Origin of the sequence: Acinetobacter sp. V89_4 (assembly GCF_029967875.1) — a bacterium.
GTDB lineage: Bacteria > Pseudomonadota > Gammaproteobacteria > Pseudomonadales > Moraxellaceae > Acinetobacter > Acinetobacter oleivorans.
The window spans coordinates 197,117-217,631 of sequence record NZ_JASCAI010000015.1; the positions used below are offsets into that span (position 1 = coordinate 197,117).

General features: G+C 39.7%; 20 protein-coding genes and 1 tRNA gene. 11 read left to right on the forward strand and 10 right to left on the reverse strand.

Going from position 1 to position 20,515, the window contains the following annotated elements; genetic code table 11:
- Positions 1-9: 9 nt before the first annotated feature.
- Both QLG01_RS04000 and QLG01_RS04005 read right to left on the reverse strand, forming a co-directional pair.
- Positions 10-333, reverse strand: coding sequence for an AzlD domain-containing protein (locus QLG01_RS04000; protein ID WP_282495887.1), 324 nt, complete (start codon positions 331-333; stop codon positions 10-12).
- Complete coding sequence (locus QLG01_RS04005) at positions 330-1,025, reverse strand: AzlC family ABC transporter permease (protein WP_282495888.1); 696 nt, start codon at positions 1,023-1,025, stop codon at positions 330-332. The genes QLG01_RS04000 and QLG01_RS04005 overlap by 4 nt, the downstream gene beginning before the upstream one ends.
- A 68-nt stretch (positions 1,026-1,093) precedes the next feature.
- On the opposite strand from QLG01_RS04005, the gene QLG01_RS04010 reads away from it, so the two are divergent.
- Both QLG01_RS04010 and QLG01_RS04015 read left to right on the forward strand, forming a co-directional pair.
- Positions 1,094-1,642, forward strand: a complete 549-nt coding sequence (locus tag QLG01_RS04010) for an XRE family transcriptional regulator (protein WP_282495889.1) — start codon at positions 1,094-1,096, stop codon at positions 1,640-1,642.
- A 326-nt stretch (positions 1,643-1,968) separates the two neighbouring features.
- Positions 1,969-3,411: an amino acid permease gene (locus QLG01_RS04015; protein WP_151963788.1), complete on the forward strand. Its 1,443-nt coding sequence runs from the start codon at positions 1,969-1,971 to the stop codon at positions 3,409-3,411.
- Between the two features lie 66 nt (positions 3,412-3,477).
- Here QLG01_RS04015 and QLG01_RS04020 read toward each other — a convergent pair whose 3' ends face one another.
- On the reverse strand, positions 3,478-4,977 hold the full coding sequence (locus tag QLG01_RS04020; RefSeq protein WP_282495890.1) for a PLP-dependent aminotransferase family protein: 1,500 nt from the start codon (positions 4,975-4,977) through the stop codon (positions 3,478-3,480).
- A gap of 156 nt (positions 4,978-5,133) precedes the next feature.
- Here QLG01_RS04020 and gabT point away from each other — a divergent pair, with 156 nt between their 5' ends.
- Both gabT and QLG01_RS04030 read left to right on the forward strand, forming a co-directional pair.
- Positions 5,134-6,426 (forward strand): 4-aminobutyrate--2-oxoglutarate transaminase, encoded by a 1,293-nt coding sequence (gene gabT / locus QLG01_RS04025; protein ID WP_191900326.1) that lies wholly within the window; start codon positions 5,134-5,136, stop codon positions 6,424-6,426.
- Positions 6,423-7,871 carry an NAD-dependent succinate-semialdehyde dehydrogenase gene (locus QLG01_RS04030; protein ID WP_282495891.1) on the forward strand — a complete coding sequence of 483 codons (1,449 nt, stop codon included), beginning with the start codon at positions 6,423-6,425 and terminating at the stop codon, positions 7,869-7,871. The genes gabT and QLG01_RS04030 overlap by 4 nt, the downstream gene beginning before the upstream one ends.
- Positions 7,872-7,974: 103 nt before the next feature.
- Here the strand turns inward: QLG01_RS04030 and QLG01_RS04035 are convergent, their stop codons facing one another.
- Together QLG01_RS04035 and ycaC are read right to left on the reverse strand one after the other, a co-directional pair.
- The gene (locus QLG01_RS04035) at positions 7,975-8,949 is read right to left on the reverse strand and encodes a LysR substrate-binding domain-containing protein (protein WP_282495892.1); all 975 of its coding nucleotides are present in this window, start codon (positions 8,947-8,949) and stop codon (positions 7,975-7,977) included.
- A 20-nt stretch (positions 8,950-8,969) separates the two neighbouring features.
- Positions 8,970-9,596 (reverse strand): isochorismate family cysteine hydrolase YcaC, encoded by a 627-nt coding sequence (gene ycaC / locus QLG01_RS04040; protein WP_002052204.1) that lies wholly within the window; start codon positions 9,594-9,596, stop codon positions 8,970-8,972.
- A 277-nt stretch (positions 9,597-9,873) separates the two neighbouring features.
- Here ycaC and QLG01_RS04045 point away from each other — a divergent pair, with 277 nt between their 5' ends.
- The 4 genes from QLG01_RS04045 (at position 9,874) to QLG01_RS04060 (ending at position 13,750) form a co-directional block, all read left to right on the forward strand.
- The gene (locus QLG01_RS04045) at positions 9,874-10,746 is read left to right on the forward strand and encodes a pirin family protein (protein ID WP_005300740.1); all 873 of its coding nucleotides are present in this window, start codon (positions 9,874-9,876) and stop codon (positions 10,744-10,746) included.
- A gap of 439 nt (positions 10,747-11,185) precedes the next feature.
- On the forward strand, positions 11,186-12,484 hold the full coding sequence (locus QLG01_RS04050) for an FAD-dependent oxidoreductase (protein WP_043961653.1): 1,299 nt from the start codon (positions 11,186-11,188) through the stop codon (positions 12,482-12,484).
- A gap of 4 nt (positions 12,485-12,488) precedes the next feature.
- Positions 12,489-13,316, forward strand: coding sequence for a class I SAM-dependent methyltransferase (locus QLG01_RS04055; protein WP_282495893.1), 828 nt, complete (start codon positions 12,489-12,491; stop codon positions 13,314-13,316).
- Between the two features lie 8 nt (positions 13,317-13,324).
- Positions 13,325-13,750 (forward strand): GFA family protein, encoded by a 426-nt coding sequence (locus tag QLG01_RS04060; protein WP_282495894.1) that lies wholly within the window; start codon positions 13,325-13,327, stop codon positions 13,748-13,750.
- A 228-nt stretch (positions 13,751-13,978) separates the two neighbouring features.
- Here QLG01_RS04060 and QLG01_RS04065 read toward each other — a convergent pair whose 3' ends face one another.
- The 4 genes from QLG01_RS04065 to QLG01_RS04080 all read right to left on the reverse strand — a co-directional run bounded on the left by QLG01_RS04065 (position 13,979) and on the right by QLG01_RS04080 (position 16,623).
- On the reverse strand, positions 13,979-14,362 hold the full coding sequence (locus QLG01_RS04065; protein ID WP_282495895.1) for a hypothetical protein: 384 nt from the start codon (positions 14,360-14,362) through the stop codon (positions 13,979-13,981).
- A 479-nt stretch (positions 14,363-14,841) separates the two neighbouring features.
- A tRNA-Thr gene (locus QLG01_RS04070) sits at positions 14,842-14,917 on the reverse strand.
- Positions 14,918-15,028: 111 nt separating this feature from the next.
- Positions 15,029-15,355, reverse strand: coding sequence for a gamma-glutamylcyclotransferase family protein (locus tag QLG01_RS04075; protein WP_282495896.1), 327 nt, complete (start codon positions 15,353-15,355; stop codon positions 15,029-15,031).
- 23 nt (positions 15,356-15,378) lie between these two features.
- Entirely contained in the window at positions 15,379-16,623 is a 1,245-nt protein-coding gene (locus QLG01_RS04080) for an MFS transporter (protein ID WP_282495917.1), read from the reverse strand.
- 139 nt (positions 16,624-16,762) lie between these two features.
- Here QLG01_RS04080 and QLG01_RS04085 point away from each other — a divergent pair, with 139 nt between their 5' ends.
- The gene (locus QLG01_RS04085; protein ID WP_282495897.1) at positions 16,763-17,674 is read left to right on the forward strand and encodes a LysR family transcriptional regulator; all 912 of its coding nucleotides are present in this window, start codon (positions 16,763-16,765) and stop codon (positions 17,672-17,674) included.
- Between the two features lie 7 nt (positions 17,675-17,681).
- Here the strand turns inward: QLG01_RS04085 and QLG01_RS04090 are convergent, their stop codons facing one another.
- Positions 17,682-18,566: a DMT family transporter gene (locus QLG01_RS04090; RefSeq protein WP_013196639.1), complete on the reverse strand. Its 885-nt coding sequence runs from the start codon at positions 18,564-18,566 to the stop codon at positions 17,682-17,684.
- A gap of 351 nt (positions 18,567-18,917) precedes the next feature.
- On the opposite strand from QLG01_RS04090, the gene QLG01_RS04095 reads away from it, so the two are divergent.
- Positions 18,918-19,598 carry a hypothetical protein gene (locus QLG01_RS04095; RefSeq protein ID WP_004789949.1) on the forward strand — a complete coding sequence of 227 codons (681 nt, stop codon included), beginning with the start codon at positions 18,918-18,920 and terminating at the stop codon, positions 19,596-19,598.
- Between the two features lie 15 nt (positions 19,599-19,613).
- Positions 19,614-20,504 (forward strand): FAD-binding oxidoreductase, encoded by an 891-nt coding sequence (locus tag QLG01_RS04100; RefSeq protein ID WP_282495898.1) that lies wholly within the window; start codon positions 19,614-19,616, stop codon positions 20,502-20,504.
- The last annotated feature ends 11 nt before the right edge of the window (positions 20,505-20,515 follow it).

The window sequence follows — 20,515 nt, forward strand, 5'->3', positions numbered from 1 at the left end:
CCTTTTTTATTACTCAATTCCAAGCAAACGTAACAGTGCTGTACCAGCGGCTGCCAAGCAAATTACCAATAACAGCGGTACTTTTTTCCAAACTAATAAAAGCGCAAATCCAACACCGAATATACGCGCGAATCCTGCAAAATCTTGGCCTTCAAAAAATGTCGTCGTGACCGCAATCGCACAGAGCAAAACAGTTGCGCCGTTTGAGAGTAAAACTTGGTATTTTTCGGAAAAAGTAAACTTTGCACCTAAGTGAAAACCAGCAAAACGAATCCCATATGTTCCAAGTGCTAGCAAGCCTATGCCCAAAATAATCAGTAATTGTTGACTCATTTTTTTCTACCAAATATCAAGCCAAAAAGTGAAATCAGAATGGGAAGTCCTGAGGCCAAAAAAGGTGTGGTAATCAGTGCTAAAGTTGATCCAGCAAATGCAGCTTTTCGAGTAGATTTATTCTTTAAAGCATTAAAAGTAAGTGCAATTAAAATGGCAGGGAAAATGGCATCTAGACCAAATGTTTTTGGGTCTGGAATAGCAGTTCCTATAAAATAACCCGCAGTGACACCGAGTGGCCAACTCAGCATAATGCTGATACCACACAACCAATAAGCAGCCTTTTTCGTTTCGAAATCGGGCTGTGCCATGCCAAACAAAACGCTTTCATCGTTCATGATATGGGCCCCGAAATATCGAGAGAATTTACCTCTGATTAGTTCATTGACCGCAATACCAAAAGGTAAATGTCGTAAATTGACGAGTAGTCCTGCAATTGCAGCAGCAATCGGGCTACCACCTACTGCTAAAAAACCAATAAAGATAAATTCAGCAGTTCCTGCGAGCACAAATACGGATAGGCAAAGTGGAATCCAGAGTGCTAAGCCATAACTTGCAGCGAGTGAACCTAAAGACATACCAACGACACTGGTCGCTAGACACACAAAGAAAATCGAGCGGGTGGTGTCTTTACTAAGTTTCTTAATGAGAGAGTATGTAGTCATGGGATGATATAACGAACGATTTTCCATTATAATGAATAAGTCTGATTGTTTTGTCAAAACGAACGATCGTTTTTTTTATAGAACGGATGTGGTGAATGTCTCAGCCAATTGAAATTATTGCTAAAGGTTTAAACCGTGAACGCCAAAGAGCGGGGCTTTCTTTGGCAGAGGTTGCTCGTCGTGCAGGCGTTGCAAAATCTACTCTTTCACAATTAGAGGCAGGGCAAGGTAACCCAAGCATTGAAACCTTATGGGCACTTTGTGTTGCACTAAATATTCCTTTTGCGCGTTTGATGGAAGAGCCAAGCAATCAGGTGCAAGTGATTCGTTGTGGAGATGGCCCAACCGTTAGCTCTGAAATTGCCAATTACAAAGCGATTTTGTTGGCGACTTGTCCACCACATGCACGTCGAGATGTTTATTTACTGATTGTTGAACCGGGTGAAGACCGTCTTTCAGAACCTCATCCAGTTGGTTCTGTGGAGCACATCATTGTGGTGGAAGGTAAAGCTTTGGTTGGCTTAATTGATGAGGCCGTTGAACTCAATGTTGGAGACTATATTTGTTACCCTGCCGACCAGAAACATATATTCAGAGCTTTAGAAAAAGGTACGAAAGCTTTATTAATTTCTGAGCAAAACTAAATAATTCCAATCTAATTAAAGTAAAACCTATTCATTTTTAAAATAAAAACTAAAAACCATTTACCTACATGCAATCTAAAAAGAGCCAATTTTGCGTATAAATTTTGCAATTGGCTCTCTCTTTTATTCCAAAAATGGCTCTCGTTTCTTCAGGGCCGAAACGACAAATTAAAGCCATTGGAAGTATGCATACGGAAGCGCCGGATAAGCTCAGTGAATTTTCTGTTTTAGGAATTGGGCAAAACGGCTAAATTTTTAGGGGATATAGTTGGCTTCGGAGGATTTCCGAGATTGGCCGATATCCTCCATATATTAAGGAAAATGATATGGCAGCTCATCAAAATGGTTCTGAAGCCAATCACTCCCAAAGTTTAAAACATGGACTTAAATCACGCCACCTAACGATGATCTCAATTGCAGGGGTTATTGGTGGTTCTCTATTCGTGGGCTCAGGTAGCATTATTTACAATACGGGCCCTGTTGTTTTTCTAACTTACGCTTTGGGTGGTCTGCTCGTTTGGTTCATCATGCGGATGTTAGGCGAGATGGCCGTTTTAAACCCTGACAGTGGCTCTTTTTCAACTTACGCAGACCGTGCGATTGGTCGTTGGGCAGGTTTTTCAATTGGCTGGTTGTACTGGTGTACGCTCGCAATGCTCATGGGATGGGAAGCTTATGTGGCGGGTAAAATTTTAAATAATTGGTTCCCATTTATACCGATCTGGGCCTATATGGTTGTCGTGATTGGTGCCTTGGTCGCAGTCAATTTACAAAACGTGAAAAACTATGGCGAATTTGAGTTCTGGTTTGCGCTCATCAAAGTCATTGCGATTGTTATCTTCTTGGTGATTGGTAGTTTAGCCATCATGCATTTGTGGCCGTGGGGCAATCCGGCTGCTTCTGGTATTAGTAATCTAACCTCTCAAGGCTTTATGCCTAATGGTGGTTCATCCGTTATTACCGCCTTGCTTGGGGTCATGTTTGCTTATATTGGTGCTGAAATTGTTACTGTAGCGGCGGCAGAATCGGCAAATCCATCTAAAGAAATTCGTAAAGCATCAAACTCGGTGGTTTGGCGAATTATTTTATTCTATGTAGGCTCAATGTTTGTGGCGGTATGTTTGATTCCTCACAACAATGAGCTTTTGAAAGATTCAACTTGGGGTACTTATAGCGTGACTTTGTCTGCACTTGGTATTCCGGGAGCGCGCCATATCGTAAACTTTGTGGTTCTCACGTCGGTATGTAGTTGCTTTAACTCAGCACTTTATACGTGTTCACGTATGTTGTTCTCTTTAGCTAAACGTGGCGATGCACCGAAAAGTTTTGGGTCTGTAAACAGTAAAAGCAGTCCGTGGGTGGGTGTGATTGTGTCATGCTTCTTCTCTGTGATTGCGGTGGTTTTAACTGCAACTAAGAGTATGGATGTTTACGACTTTTTCATGCTAACGACGGGTGCAGCAACACTGTATGTGTACCTGACCATTGCTTACTCTCAACTTCGCATGCGTAAAAAATTAGAAGCTGAAGGGGTGAAAATTGACTTTAAAATGTGGATGTTCCCTTATCTGACTTATGTCGTGATCTTTGCAATTATTGGGGCAATTCTCACCATGCTCATTGAAGGCACATATTTCAAAGAAGTGATTTACACCACAGCATTGTTCGGCATTATTGTGTTCTTTGGAATATTGTCGGAAAAACTGGGTTGGGGTAAAGACCGTAGAACGACCCATTTAACTCATACTCAAGAAGAAAAGTTAGTTTAATATTTTAGAAACTAAAAGAGCCTCTTTATGAGGCTCTTTTTTATTCAGTATGATGAGATTAAAGAATTAATTCAGGGTTGATACACCTGCTTCACGTAAGCACTGGAGTAGCACACCAAAAGCCATCACCATGTCTTTTTCATTGACGCAGGCAAAGCCCATGAGCAAACCACGTTGCGCGTGGGCATGTGATTGCATGTAATACTGTGAAAGTGGGCGAACTTTGACACCACGTTCAAGTGCAGTGGCTGCAATCGCGACATCATCGCAAGAGTTTGGTAGTTTTAAAACCAGATGTAACCCTGCTGCTTCATCGTATTCGTGGATGAATTCAGGCCCTAGATAGCGTTTAATCAGGCTCACCAAGTAATCACGCCGTTTGCCATAGAGCAGACGCATACGACGAATATGCGCTTCATAATGGCCTTCACGAATAAATTCAGCTAAAGCTTTTTGTTCGAGCAAATGCCCACCACGATAGAGTTCAGCTGCCACAATCCGTAAGGGTGAAAAGAGTGGCTTAGGCACTACCAAATAGCCAATTCTTAAAGATGGATAAATGGTTTTGCTGAACGTGCCCATGTACAGCACAGGAGCATCATTTTCTAAACCTTGTAAAGATGGATACGGCTGGCCTGAGAAACGGAATTCACTGTCGTAATCATCTTCTACAATCCAGCTATTGTGCTGGCGGGCAATCTCAATCAATTTGCGTCGGCGATCTAGACTTAAATGTGAACCGAGTGGATATTGATGTGAGGGAGTGACAAAAATGAGTTTAGGTGGTTTAACCGGATTTTCTTCGGGGATAATGCCTTCGGCATCGACTGGCATGGGTTGAATATCTACGCCATTAATACGTAAAGTGTTACGCATTCCCCAATAGCCCGGATCTTCAATCCAGACGCGATCACCAATATCACTCAGTGCACGCGAAACTAAGTCAATCGCTTGGTGAATACCTTCGGTAATAATAATCTGGTCAGCATCGCACTGGACTGAACGTGCAACGCCTAAGTAATCTGCCAACGCACTTCGAAGTTCGATGCAGCCACCAGCATTGCTGTAAATTAAACGGTTAATGTCAGGCTCTCGGCTTAAACGCGCCTGAATACGACTAAAAATATGATGTGGAAACTCTGTTACATCGGGTGCTCCCGGCACGAAAGCTCCCCATTGGTGTGGCGAGGCTGCGGCATAGCCTAATAAGTTTGAACCACGATTTGAGAGCGCATAAGAGTTTTGAAATTTCGGACTTGAAACTACTTTTTTCTTATTTTGTGTATTTAAAAAACTCTCTGGTAGTTTCTCGGCAACCCATGTGCCGTGTCCCGTACGAGCCTCTAAATAGCCTTCAGCTTGTAGCTGTTCATAGGCAGTAAGAACAGTATTTCTCGAAACATGAATTTCACTGGCTAAGTCACGTGAAGCGGGCAAGCGTGTTTTAGGCTGAATGACGCCATCAATAATGGCACCACGCAGACAACGGAAAAGGCGTTGATGTAGTTTACCTTCGGTGTCCTGTTGGAGCCGTTGTAATAAATGATCTCCAAGTAAACTACGCAATTGGCTCTCTCCTACAGTTAAAAAATGGCTCTCGTCAGTTGCCGCCAGACGAGCGAAATTACATGCATAGGCAGTCGTTGTAAAGCACCCTGAAAATTAAGCACAGGATGCAAAAAACCAAAGCTGCAACTGATGATGAAAATATGAGGGAATCAAATGGATAATCAACATTCTGCACTTAACGCACGTAAACAGCAAGCAACTCCACGTGGTGTAGGCGTGATGTGCCAGTGGTACGCAGAAAAAGCTGAAAATGCCACGCTTTGGGACAAGGAAGGCAACCAATTTATCGACTTTGCTGGTGGTATCGCTGTTTTAAATACAGGCCATCGCCACCCTAAAGTCATTGCAGCGGTGACTGAACAACTTACTAAATTTACTCACACTGCCTATCAAGTAACACCTTATGAAAGCTATGTGGCTTTAGCTGAGCGTATTAATGAGCGTGCCCCAATTGCTGGTCCTGCGAAGTCAGCTTTTTTCACTACAGGTGCAGAAGCAGTTGAAAACGCGGTGAAGATTGCTCGTTGTTACACAGGTCGTCACGGCATTATCACTTTTGGTAACGGTTTCCACGGTCGTTCATTCATGACCATGGCAATGACAGGTAAAACTGCGCCTTACAAACGTGATTTCGGTGTGATGCCAGCGGGTGTGTTCCACGCACGTTACCCAGTGCCTGCTAAAGGTATTTCAGTAGACGCAGCAATTGAGAGCGTTGAAGATATTTTCAGTGAAGATATTGCTCCACATGACGTTGCAGCAATTGTACTTGAGCCAGTACAAGGTGAAGGCGGTTTCAATGTTGTGCCAGCTGAGTTCTTAAAACGTTTACGTTCAATTTGCGACAAGCACGGCATTTTACTTGTTGCTGACGAAGTGCAATCAGGTTTTGCCCGTACTGGTAAATTGTTCGCAATGAACTATTACGAGACTAAAGCAGACCTCATCACCATGGCGAAAAGCTTGGGCGGCGGTTTCCCTATTTCAGGTGTTGTTGGCCGTGCAGAAGTGATGGATGCGCCAAACCCAGGTGGACTAGGCGGTACTTACGCAGGTAGCCCAATTGCAGTTGCTGCTGCGCATGCTGTGATTGATGCGATTGAAGAAGAAAACCTATGCGACCGTGCAAATGAATTAGGTGCAGAGTTGGTTGTTGCACTTAAAGATATTCAACAAGCAACAGGCGACGTCGTAACTGAAATTCGTGCATTAGGTTCAATGGTTGCAGTAGAGCTTGAAACGGCTGAACAAGCAAAAGTTGTACAAAACTATGCAATGGAAAACGGGTTGTTACTTCTTACTTGTGGTAAATACGGTAATGTAATTCGTTTCTTATATCCATTAACCATTCCTGCTGAGCAATTCCGTCAAGGTCTTGATATCTTGAAACAAGGTTTTGCGACCCTAAAAGCAGGTAGTGCAAAAGCGATGGAGCAATCTGCATGATTCAAAATAATTTGCAGTATTTATTAAAACATCCTGATATTTCATTAGACGCACCTGCATCAAATGATTATATCGAAGTTAATGATGCTGCTACAGGTGAAACTTTGGCATGGGTAAAAACCTATGACCGTGCAGGGGTTGAAGCCGCAATTAATCGTTCAGCAAAAGCGCAGGCTGCTTGGAAAAAGCAAACTGCCTTGGCCCGTGCTGATGTGTTATTGGCATGGTACAACCTCATGCTTGAGCACAAAGAAAATCTGGCTCAAATCTTAACTGCTGAGCAAGGTAAGCCATTAGCAGAAGCACGTGGTGAAATTGGTTATGCAGCATCATTCATTCGCTGGTTTGCCGAGCAAGCACGCCGTGTTGATGGTGAAGTATTAACACCGACCTTGCCAAACCAACGTTTGCTCGTGATTAAACAAGCGATTGGTGTTACAGCTGCAATTACGCCGTGGAACTTCCCAGCTGCCATGATTACGCGTAAAGCAGGTCCAGCTATTGCTGCGGGTTGTTCAATGTTGGTTAAACCAGCAGAGCAAACGCCGTTAACCGCTTATGCACTTGAAGTATTGGCGTTACAGGCAGGTTTACCAGCTGATGTTTTAATTAACATTAGTGGTGATGCGGTTGAAGTGGGTAAAACACTATGTGAAAGCGATATTGTTCGTAAGTTAAGCTTCACAGGTTCAACTCAAGTTGGCCGTATCTTGATGCAACAATGTGCGCCAACCATTAAAAAGCTTTCACTTGAACTCGGTGGTAATGCACCAGTTGTGGTATTTGACGACGCTAATCTTGAACAAGCTGTTCAGGGCATCATGGCAAGTAAATATCGTAACAGCGGTCAGACTTGTGTTTGTGCTAACCGTATTTATGTTCAAGACGGTATTTACGATGCGCTGGCAGACCGTTTGGTTGAAGCTGTGTCTAAGCTGAAAGTTGGTGATGGCCGTCAAGAAGGTTCAACTCAAGGACCTTTAATTGATGAAGATGCGATTGCAAAAGTTCAGTCTCATATTGCAGATGCAACTGAGAAAGGTGCGACAGTTCGTATTGGTGGTCAGCGTTCGGCACTTGGCGGTACATTCTTTGAACCGACTGTGTTAACTGGCGTAACGCAAGACATGAAAGTGTCTAAAGAAGAAACTTTTGGTCCACTTGCACCACTGTTCCGCTTTAAAACTGAAGATGATGCAGTGGCAATGGCGAACGATACCGAGTTTGGTTTAGCTGCTTATTTGTTTACTCAAAGCACAGCTCGTCAATGGCGAGTGGGTGAAGCACTTGAGTACGGTATGGTCGGCATTAACACGGGCGCAATTTCAAACGAAGTTGCTCCGTTTGGTGGAGTAAAACAATCAGGTCTAGGCCGTGAAGGTTCAAAATTCGGCATCGAAGAATATATCGAAATGAAATACCTCTGCGTAGACTTATCTGAGTAAGGAGCAAAGCGAGTTCGTTTTGTTCTGAACGAAAACATGCAGTTATGCTGTATGTGATGTTTCACAAAAACCGGTCATGCCCATTCATGACCGGTTTTTTTATTTAAGTCGGCAAATATCCTTCATGGCTTTCGGGTAAACGACGAAGCTCATCAATCAGGGTTTCAATGAGTTTTTCGACCACCAGACGTTGGCCTTTTCTAGACACATAAACCAGTTGTAGCATGCCAATATTCGACTTCCAATCAGGAAGTATATGGACCAGTGTTCCTTTACGAATTTCCGATTCAACGGTTAAAAAAGGAAGGTCGGCAATGCCTAAACCATCCATTACGGCATAGTAAACACCTGCTAAGTCATTACTCTTGATTCGTGGTTGGTAAGGTACATCAACCGATTCGCCGTTACGAATATTGCATAAATGCCAAATAGGGTTTTGTTTTTGAGTGCCTAAGCTGATACTTGGAAAGTCTTGTAATTCGGAATAATGCTCAATAATACGGCCTTGCAGTAATTCAGGCGAAGCCACCAGACAGTGGTCGGTTTTAATCACATCCCGAACAATTAAATTTGAATCTTCATTCGGTTCAAAGTTGGTCCGAATCGCGAGATCGATATCATCATGCAAGATATCTACCCGACGGCTCGTTAGCTCAAGAGCAATCTCAACTTTTGGATAGGTTTTTAAAAACTGATTTAAAATTTTTCTAATTTGAAAATGCATCATTAAAGGTGGGCAGCTTACTTTCACTAACCCTTGAGGTTCACTTTTTTGCTTTAACAAAACGTTTTCTGCGCATTCAACTTGGGCAATAACTTTGCAGCATTCTTCGTAGAACTCTTGACCTAAATCGGTCACTTTAAAATGGCGAGTTGTCCGTTGAATCAGGCTAACGTTAAATTTATTTTCAAGGTCAATAATACGTCGGCTGAGCTTAGATTTACTAATATTTTCGGCTTCACTGGCCGCACTAAAGCCGCCGTGTTTTACGACTAAATAGAAATAATAAAAATCATCAAAAGAGCTTATCAATGTCAGATCAATCCATTTAAATTCAAGATTAGAGCGCTTAAGCACTCTAATCTTGGCAATAGAATTTATTTTTGCGATGTATTAAAGCTATAGCTGGTCATCAGGTTGCGGTAATCAGGAATATGATTTGAGAAGAGTGCTCCAAGACCTTCCACATCATTACGCCAGTCACGGTGTAACTCACAAGCCATACCGAACCAAGTCATAAGCTGAGCACCTGCTTTTGACATACGGTCCCAAGCAGCATCACGTGTTAATTCATTGAAAGTACCGGAAGCATCGGTAATCACAAACACTTCAAAGCCTTCAGCGAGTGCAGATAAAGCTGGGAACGCCACGCAAACCTCAGTGACTACACCAGCAATAATCAGTTGTTTTTTACCTGTCGCTTTGACCGCTTTTACAAAATCTTCATTGTCCCAAGCGTTGATTTGACCAGGACGTGGAATAAATGGCGCATCTGGAAAAAGCTCTTTTAATTCTGGAACTAAAGGACCATTTGGACCGTTTTCAAAACTCGTGGTAAGAATAGTCGGTAAATTAAAATATTTCGCAGCATCTGCAAGTGCTAATACATTATTTTTAAATTTATCTGGATCGATATCTCGAACTAAAGAAAGTAAACCTGCTTGGTGGTCAACTAAAAGAACCGCAGCATTATCCTTGTCTAAACGTACGTAATCTTGAGCCATTTTTTATGTCCTCGTGTTATCAAAATAAATAATCAAAAATTATTAAGTAGGTCATCAGTGCCTAAAATTATGCTAGATGAGTTTGTTGTCGTGATTAAGTCTAAAAAATAGGATTAAGAATTTTAAAAATAGGACGATCTTAAAAAGAGTACCTCAAACTTTATGATTGTCTCATAGATGAAATAATGTGTTGCTAATCCTGATCTATAAACTGCAATTATTGAGGCGTAAAATCAATCTCAGTTCAAGAAAATCCTACATATATAGGAGAGATCAGATGAAGAAATTTCTTGGTGCATATCAAAATAACCACATGCATTGGGTGGGTGATGGTTTCCCTGTATATAACCTATTCTCTTATGACCGTTTAGGCCAAACCTTAAGCCCATTTTTGCTACTCGATTATGCAGCGCCTTATACCTTCTCGCCAACGACTGAACAGCAAGGTGTAGGCTCGCATCCACACCGTGGCTTTGAAACAGTGACAATCGCCTATCAAGGTGAAGTGACTCATAAAGACTCAAGCGGTGGCGGCGGAACCATTAAAACTGGTGATGTGCAATGGATGACTGCGGGTGCAGGCGTGTTGCATGAAGAGTTCCATTCTCCTGAATTTGCAGAGCATGGTGGTCTTTTTGAAATGGTGCAATTATGGGTAAATTTACCTGCTCATTCAAAAATGACGCCTGGAAAATATCAAGCAATTGAAGCGAAAGAGATTCCAGACATTGCGTTAGACGAGCATGGCAGTCATTTACGTGTGATTGCTGGTGAATATGCAGATGCAAAAGGTGCAGCAACGACATTTAGTCCATTAAATGTATGGGATGGTAAATTGGCTAAAGGCCAAAAACATACCCTCTATGTACCTGAAGGGCACACCACGCTTGTTGTGATATTAGATGGCGCGGTTGTGGTCAATGATGCTAATCGTCTTGAAGGTAAAACCGTTGCGATTTTGTCTCGTGAGGGTGTTGAGTTTAGCTTAAATGCAGAAGAAGACACTAAATTCTTAGTGTTGACTGGGCAACCACTTAACGAACCAATCGAAGGTTATGGTCCATTCGTAATGAATACCAAAGCTGAGATTATGGAAGCGATTAATGATTTTAATCGTGGAAAATTCGGTTCAATCATGCAAGAAGGATAAATTGTTTAATTGCGCTTAATCGGCTATTAAAACAAAGTAATAAAAAGCCCGCTATCAAGTGTGAATAGCGGGCTTTTTCGCTGTAAAGATTCTGTTTTTATGATGGTTTTCATTGTTGTTGCGGCATTGTTTTATGTGATTTGGTTCTCATTATTGTGGATCTATGATATCTCAAAAAAAGATAGTTGTAAAACATATGATATAAATATAGTTAAATTATCTTATTTTATTTAAAAGATTTTTTTTAAATTTATAAAAAATATCAGTTTTTATATGACTGTATATTTTTGTAAAAAAATATAAAAAGCTAGCCTGTCCTTTAGTTAAATATTTTCTATATAAATTGATGCAAAAAATAAAAATCTGGTAGTTTTTAATACGGTGTTTTTTTAGGGTATGAGTGATAATCAAAAAAATTCTCGAAAAATGGGACATCATTTTGAATATCGCAATTATTGGCAGTGGAATGGCAGGTCTTGCGGCAGCAAGAATTCTGAAAGATGCAGGGCATACGATCACGATATTTGAAGCACTTCCTGGCCGGGGAATGGATAGCCATAGCATTGAATTCGATGGTGGAATTATTGATGCACCGCTACGTGTGATGAATCCACATCTGTGGAAAAACACGCTCAGCCTTGCTGCTCATTTAGGCATTAAAACCTTCCCAGTTCGTACTTATATGTCATGTAGCTGGTTATTCGAAGATCGTACGGAAACATGGTTAACGACATCTCGTAGTCGTATTGGTAATTTCCCGATTATCAATAACCGTAAGGGCATCCAGCAATATGGCTGGCGTCTTGTGAAAGGAATGTTGCAATTAAAAACTGCAATTCACCAGTTTTTCAAATCTAAAAATCAAGATATTACCCTCGCTGAATTTATTAATCAGAACGATATAGAAGAAGTATTCTGGCATGGCGTTGTAATGCCGGTGCTCTATACCATTTGTACGTGTAATCCAAAAACAATTGGCGACTGGCCTGCAAAAAACTTACTTGAGTTTTTACGTCACTTAACTGATGGCGATATGCTTTTACGTATGAAAGGTGGTACACCTGCATTTGTAGACAGCTTAATTAAAGATATCGACATTCATAGCGGATCAGCGATTAAAAACGTTGAATTACAAGGCGAAAAAGTACTGGTTGAAAACAGCCAAGGTGAAAAGAACTTATTTGATCGAGTGATTGTTGCAACGCCAACGTCTAAAATTGATGAGTTTTTGAACCCTGAACAATTTGCTGAAGATATGAATTTGCTTAAGCAATTCCGTTTTGAGCAAGGTGATCTTGTTATTCATACAGATGCAACAGTAATGCCACCACGTCGTAAAGACTGGTCAGTGCTGAGCTATATGATGGATCGTAAGTTTACCCGTCAGCAATTCACAGTTTGGATGAATGCGGTTGAACCATCACTTGTGGGTAAAAATCCAGTGTTCCAAACTTGGCGCCCAGTGACTGATATTGACCCTAAAAAAATCATTTCGAAAGTCACTTTAACGCGTGCAGTTGTAGACTCGCAAACAATTGCTCTAAATAAAGAATTGCAACAACGCCATTTAGACTTAAACCGTAAAGTATTTTACTGTGGTTCATGGTCATGTGATGGCTTACCAATTTTAGAGTCGGCAGTTACTTCTGCGATGCATATTGCTGAAATTTTAGGTGCACCTTTACCATTTGTAGGTTTAAAACCTCAGGTTGAAGTTGCCCCTGAACTCGGTTACTAAAATTGTGAAAATAAAAGTTCGAGCGGCTCTTTCTAGGCTTATCCCTCATAAATATGCAATTGATGCATCAAGTTTGGGAGATGATGAAGAGCTTGCTTGGACAAATTTGGGTTTTTGGAAAAATACCCAAAACTACCGTGAAGCTTGTTGCCAATTGGCAGATCATTTGGCACAAGCTGTCAATTTAAATTCAAAAGATCATCTCTTAGATTTAGGCTGCGGACAGGGTGCAAGTTTATTGCACTGGCTACAGCACTATCAGCCCAAAAGCCTCAGTGCAGTTGACTTACAAGCCCAGTGTGTTAATAAAATTCAAAAGCTTATTCCTGAAATAAGCCAGATTTTTTGTGGTTCATTTTTAAATTTAAAACAATTTGAATTTAAACAACACTTCGATGCGGTGTTATGTATTGATGCGGCTTATCACAGCAATTTAAATTCATTTCTAGATTCAGTCACTCCAGTTTTAAATTCAAAAGGCCGATTAGGTTTTCATTACCTAATGCGTGCTGACTCATGTCAAAACATGACCGCTCTGCAAGAACAAAAGCATCGTTATTTACTTAAAGCAGCAAATGTCGCTTGGGATGCTGTACCGACTGAAAAAATATTAAGAACAACCTTGGAACAACAAGGTTTTGCCGATATTCAAATTGAAGATTTATCCGAGCCTGTATTACTCGGTTTTTCGCGGTATATTCAAAATCAGCAAAGACAAAATCAAAGCCGAGGATTGGCAAATTTTAAAATTCAAATGACTGCAAAGTTATGCCAACAACTCTACCAAAATGGATATGTACGTTATATTCAAATCACAGCAATAAAAAAATAGGATGAGCCATGTCAGCTAAATATCAAGGATCGTGTTTATGTGGAGCTGTGAGCTATCAAAGCGAAACGGAGCCACGTTATAGCTTTAATTGCCATTGTCGAGATTGTCAGAAGGCAACAGGTTCAGCATATGCACCAATCGCTTTTTTTCACCAATCTGAATTGAAAGTAAGTGGTGAACTTAAATATTTTGAGACTTTAGGATCTTCTGGCCGACCTATTAAAAGAGCATTTTGCCCAACTTGTGGTTCTCAGCTTTTTGGCTTACCTGAAATTGCCCCTGAAATGATTTCAATACGTGCAGGTACTTTGGATGACCCGAGTCTCTATCAGCCTAGAGCAGAGGTGTTTGTGAGCCAAGCCTACCCTTGGGATACGTTGAACCCAAACCTTAAACACTTTGAAAAAATGATAGAGAAGAAGAAAGAGGGATAGAGGCAATCTGACAATCTCGTACGCTTTTTCTTACATACATTCGGGAAAATGACTTCTTTTTAGAACTCTATAAATTACCTATGATGAACTCATCAGGAACAGGAAGTTCCGAAACGTAAAACAACAATAATAAGTTTAAGCATCAGGACGTGAGGTATTACAGGAAGTGTACCTAGTAACGAAATACGAAAAAAGCCCAACAGGATGTTGGGCTTTTTTCATTTCTTATTAACGAATTTCTTTACCGCCTAAGGCAGCACAGTTAAAAGGTGTATTCCATTTCACGGCAGTTCCTGTAAGTACTGGACGTACAATACGCCACGGCCAGAAACCAAATCTTTGGCTTTGATGATAATTAATCACCACATCTGCACCGTATTTACGAGCAACGATTGCTAATTTAGGTTTTACTTCTTCAAAACCACCATAGGTTCCTTTCGCGGCTTTAATGCGTTTAATGGATTTATAGTGCTCTGCTGAAGGAGTCCCCTCAATTAAGCAAATGGGTGGGTTTGCGGTAGTTTGTATTTGAGCTTGAGATGTAGTGTCTTGAGCATATGTTGTTAAAGGCAATGTTAGAAATAAAGCAGGTAAAATAAAACGAAGTTTCATACTTTTCCGTATTGGTATCTTAATGAATTAAAGTTTATAAAATAGGTCTTATTCATATGACCTTATTTGGGGGCGCATTATAATCATATCTTTTTAATATTTCTTATTTTAATCTTATATTTTTTAATAAATTAGCAGCATCATGTTTCGCTTTTAAAAGAATAAATGTGTTTTATAAATTTATTTTGAAGCTTAAGTTTATAATAAGTATTTATCAAATTTAAAAGAGCATAGTTTTAGGCAACAGCTTTTTATCGAAAAGATATTCTTTAAAAATATTATTAATATGTTTTGCTATAAAACTATAGCCGCAGCAAATGAAATGGTTATTGAATTAGAGAAATATGAAAAATAATTTGAAGGGTGTAGATCAATAGGTCTGCACTTAATTTTTTGGTAATAATTATAAATCTTTAAGTATTTCAAAACCTACAGGCAACAAAAAACCCCATAAATCAAATATTCATGAGGTTTAATGATGGTGCCGACACACGGATTCGAACTGTGGACCTACTGATTACAAGTCAGTTGCTCTACCAACTGAGCTATGTCGGCGACGTGGAATGAATTCTACAGTTTCTTTAAAAAAATACAAGCCAAAAAATGATCACTTAAATTTTTTCTATCAATTTTTAAATGTTTATGGGCTTGAGCTTTAGAAATAGCTTAAGACTTCAACACATAAATAAAAGAATCAACATGTTCGCCACTATTTAAAGTAACTTGAACAGGTACTCTTTCGTATTCTTCGCCTTCAAAATCATCCAGTAATTTCCAGTTTGTATTTAAATGTTCTGAGCTAAAAACAAAACCTTGAACTTTATTGGTACTTTCATCCAGTACAATTCCCGGATAGCCTAGATCAGCTCCCCAACCTTGATTATGTAAGGTTCCGTTGACCCAACCTTCTGCCCATTGTCCGCCAATATTTTCAAGTATATGTGCATTAGGACGACCTGGGCCTAAAGTGCCATAAACAAATAAACTCGACATGTGATTTTCCTTTAACTTAAAAATTAATGAGCTTTTGCGTGTGATGTATAAATGACTAAAAATATTCCAAGTAACGACAGTACAACGGTTAAGCCTACGATCGCACTCCAGCCGCCGTGTAACCAGAACCAGCCACCTGCTGAGCCAACAATACTCGAACCCATGTAGTAAAACAGCAAGTACAAGGAACTGGCATGGGCTTTGGCTTGTTTGCTTTCAGCACCCACTGAACTACTGGTGAGCGAGTGGGTAATAAAAAAACCTGTGGTAATAAATGCAATACCAATAATAATGCCGAAAAGAGAGCTGAGCAGGGTCATGAGGCTACCCACAATCATTAACGTAAAGCCGCTCATCATCATGGTTTTTTTACCGAAGCGGTCGGCTAATGTACCTGCCAATGATGAAGACACCATACCGAAGCTATACGACAAGAAAATAAGGCTAATTTGAGTCTGACTCAGCGAATAAGGTGCTCCACTTAAACGGAAAGTGGCATAGTTAAACAAGGTAACAAACACACTCGTGAGCAAGAAACCAATGGCAAACAGGCGTAGTAATTTTAAATTACTTAAATGGTTCCGCCACATTTGCAGATGAAAATTTAAATTCAAACCTTTTTTCTGTACGAAATTACGCGAAGCAGGAAGTAAATTCAAAAAGGCAATTGAGCAAATAAAACAGATTGCGCCAAGTAAGCCTAAAGCAGTTCGCCAAGAAAAATATTCAATCAAAATGCCCATGCCGACGCGGCCCATCATTCCACCAAAGGCCGTACCTGCAATATACAAACCCATAGTTTTACCCAAGTGTTCAGGTGCGATTTCTTCGGCAATCCAAGCCATAGTTACGGCTGGTACACCGCCAAGCAATAGACCTTCTAGTGCTCGTGCTATGAGTAAGCTGTGCCAGTTAGGTGTAAACATAGCCACAATATTAAGAATAGCTGCACACAGCATTGAGCTGAAGATGACACCGCGACGACCAATTGCCTGTGAAAAAGCACTAGATAGAACAATTGAAATTGCTAAAAAGGCAGTCGTTAATGACAGCGCCAAAGAGCTACTCGCAGGACTAATCTGGAAGCTTTGGCTAAATGCAGGCAGGAGCGGTTGTACGCAATAAATCAGAGAGAAACTAGCGAAACCTACGAGGAATAAAGCAAATCCTGCGTGTTTATAGGCTTTAGTCCCTTTGTGAATCCATTCGCGGGAAAGAACAGAAGTTGCCTCAGTACTTAAGGTACTGGGTGTAGATGAAGAGTTCATATCATGACCATGACAGAAAGAAAGTGCAGTGCGTTGGAACATGCTGCATCGAGAAAATTCGATAAATTAAAATTAGCAATTTAGAGGGTATTTTTCTAATATATTTAACAATAGGTCATGATATGTTTTATATATAGCGATGGAACTCAGACATATACGCTACTTTCTAGCAGTAGCAGAAGAAAAAAACTTTACTAGAGCTGCGCATCGTTTAAACATGAGTCAGCCGCCTTTAAGCATGCAAATAAGGGACTTAGAGGAAGAGCTAGGTGCAGATTTATTTATTCGTTCTCCGCATGGGGTGGAGCTGACCGAAGCTGGGCTTGCCTTTTTAAATGCGATTCAGCCTGTACAACAACGTGTAGAAGATGCAGCGAACTTGGTTAAACAGGTAGCAAATGGTGAAGTGGGCCAATTACGATTGGGTTTTACAGGCACCTCAATGTTGAATCCTCTCATTCCTAAATGCGTTCGTTATTTCCAGCAGCAATATCCTAAAGTTGATTTAAAACTTGAAGAAGCGAACACCTTGCTGCTCATCGATTTATTACTCGAAGACCGCTTAGATGTTGCGATTATAAGGTCACCACGCAATATTCCAGACAGTTTAATTATTCAAGAGTTATTAGCAGAGCCACTCATTGCTGCTTTGCCTTCGGAGTCTTTTAATTTAGATGATTCAACGCAAGAAATTGATTTAACGGCACTGCGAGAGCTTGATTTTATTGTCTCACCACCTTCGATTAGCGCAGGGCTTTTCGATGCGATTAAACAAGCCTGTCATGAGCGTGGTTTTGAACCAAAAATTGGACAAAATGCACCGCAAATTGTGTCAATTTTATCGTTAGTATCTGCAAATTTAGGCGTATCTTTGGTGCCGGAGTCGACCAAACAATTGCAAATACAGGGCGTGGCCTATCGCTCTTTGAAGGCGCCAGTACCTACGGTGGGTTTAGGGCTTGCTTATAAAAAACATGCCCCTTCACAAATGGCAATTAATTTTGCCAGTGTGGTGCAAGTGGCTTGTCACCATGCAAACGAATATCAGTGAGGTTGGTTTATGCTTTAGGCGCTTTGTTAATTAAAACAATGCCTGAAATAATAAAAATTGCGCCATATAAAAATGATAAGGTTGGCTGTTCATGAATAAAAACCCAAGCCATCAGTGCTGCAAAAATGGGTTCGGAAAGTTCGGTCACTTGTACTTTTGCTGCGGGTAGATAGGTTAACGCTTTGGTTGTGCAATAAAATCCAAGAATGGTAGGCAGAACTGCCAAGCCAATTAAACCTAAAATAATATTGGAATTAAAACTAATGCTATGAAAATTAATTAAAAAGGGAACAGCAAGATAAACACTACCAAAAAGTAATAAATACTTCGTTAGGAATAAGCCACCATTTAATCTAAATTTTTTAATTAATACTGAAAATAGCCCATAGCCAGTGCCTGCAATAGAGGCATTGATCAGCATTAATAAACTATTTTCACCTTTCCATGAAATTAAACTAATACCTGCTACAGCTAATAATGTTCCAGCAATAGAATGAATATAAATACTTTCTTTTAAAACTAATCTACCAAAAAATAAAGCTGAAATAGCGGCTGAAGCCATGAGTACCACAACTACATTGGCCGCAGCACCATGGTTGTAGGCAATAGTTTCGAAAAAGAATAGTGAAAAAATTCCTAAAAAAGCACATATCGCAATTTGGACAAAGACACTCAGTTTACTTGGCGTGTTGCTAATAAATGCAATCTTTTGGCTAACAGGAACTTTAAATAAAAACACACTTAAAAAGAAGAACGCGATGACTGTTTTTAAAAAAGCAATGTCTTGTGGGCTTAAGCCGCTGTGCATAAGCAGTTTACTGATCACACCAATAGAGGCATTGAGTGCAGCAGCACAGAGCGCAAATAGAGTCCCAATAATCAGATTATTCACTTTTCTAATACTTCCATATATTTATCCATAAGGAGTCTACATTGTTTTTCGCAATATAGCCCTGTCAAATTCCTTCTTTTCCATGAAGTATAAATTATTTAAATTTTGTTGGTGATGGATATTAATTTGAATTAATCCATTTATTAAAAATTATTTGTTGTTTGATTGTTAATTGAAATATTTTATTTAATTTTAATTAGAAATTCTTAAAAATAATATTTTGTTGACATTTTTAAAAATATATTTAAACATAATATTTGATTGTTTTAAGTTTAATTAATAACAGTCTTAATTCTAGCTAAATAAGTATTTAATACTTAGATAATAATTTAAATATAATGGAGATAATTCGTGTTTTTTTCACAGGAAAGTTTGAAAAAATTAGAAAGTGCGGTTGATCATGCTATGCATAGCGAGTTTAAAAAAGATGAGATTATGCATAAATTTCATAATGAAGACTGGTTCGATGAAAATTATTATAAACGTCATATTTTAGAGTGTGTTATCCGCATTCATATGAATAATGAATTAGATGCAAATGCAGTGCGTGTTGCAGCCATCAATAATATCTCTGCCGCAAAACAGCTTTCATATTATTTATATGATGAATTTGGTCACGATGAAATGTTCGGTCAGGATTTGACTAAATATGGCTATTCTTCAGATCAGATCGTTTCAAAAAATGCATTTCCTGAAACATGGAAACTGATGGGGTATTTAAACTTTTGTGTAGAGAAATTTGGGGCATTACCAGCAGTCGTTTGGGACTGGTTCCTTGAATATTATGGCGACAAATTTAATAATTTTATTACCCAAAAAGCGGGTGTTCATATGGGGAATCAGGCTGTATCGGGTGCAGCTTCGCATGTTGCATTTGATGAAGCTGAAGACCATAGCGGCATGATGACAGAGATGCTTTCTTCTGTAATTAAGACACAAGAAGACTTTGATTTAGCCATTAAGCATATCAATAGCTTTGTTCCAATGGTGGGTGAGTATTTTCAGGCTGTACGTGCTGAAACGCTTTCATAGCAATGGAATTAGAATATGCCAATGGTAAATATCCGCATTCAAGAGCATATTTACATTGCTGATTCTGAACAGCCTCTCATCGATGCGGTGCCAGATAGCGCCGTGATGAAAGGCTGTTTAAAAGGTGTGTGCCGGGTTTGTCGATGTAAGCTCAAAGGTGGAGTCGTATATGAATCAGGAAATCAGGTTGCCGTAGGACAAGAGTTCTTACCTTGTATTAGCTATGCTCATAGCGATGTCGAAATCGCACCATTGGTTAATAATTTTAGTGTGGCTCAACTTGTTGGTAGAAGTTTTCTTGCTGAAAATATTGTTGAGCTCACATTTAAAATTAAAAGGACGTTCTTTAGCTCTAAAGCAATTGTGAATATCAAACACCCATCAGAGCCTTTAATTCGAAGTTACTCTGTGGTTTCACTGGGTGTGAAAAATTATGATTTTTTTGTTTTGCACATAAAATTAAGACCAAATGGAATATTTTCTAACTTATTTGAAAAGCTAGCGATTGGTGATCAATTAGAATACAACCTGAATAATCATATAGAACCTGAATACGATAAAGATATTTCTACGCTCAATATTGTAAGCGGTGGAAGCGGCATGGGAGCTGCACTTACTCGTGGATTAGATCTCATCCGGAAAAATCCTATTTCTAAAGTAAATATCTATGCGATTAATCGGTCTGTTTTAAGTATTTATCATCAACATTGCTTCAATGTTTTTCGAGAACAAGTTGATGCTGAGGTCAATATTATAAATATCCCGTTTTGTACGTGGACGAATAATGGATTTGATTTTTCAAATTATTTGGACTCTCACGAGTTAACAGTGGGTGTCGGTTCTACCCCAATAATTAATAAAATTTTAAATCAGCCTCTGTGTGAGTTAGAAAGTTTTGGTCCCTAACGGAGACTGTA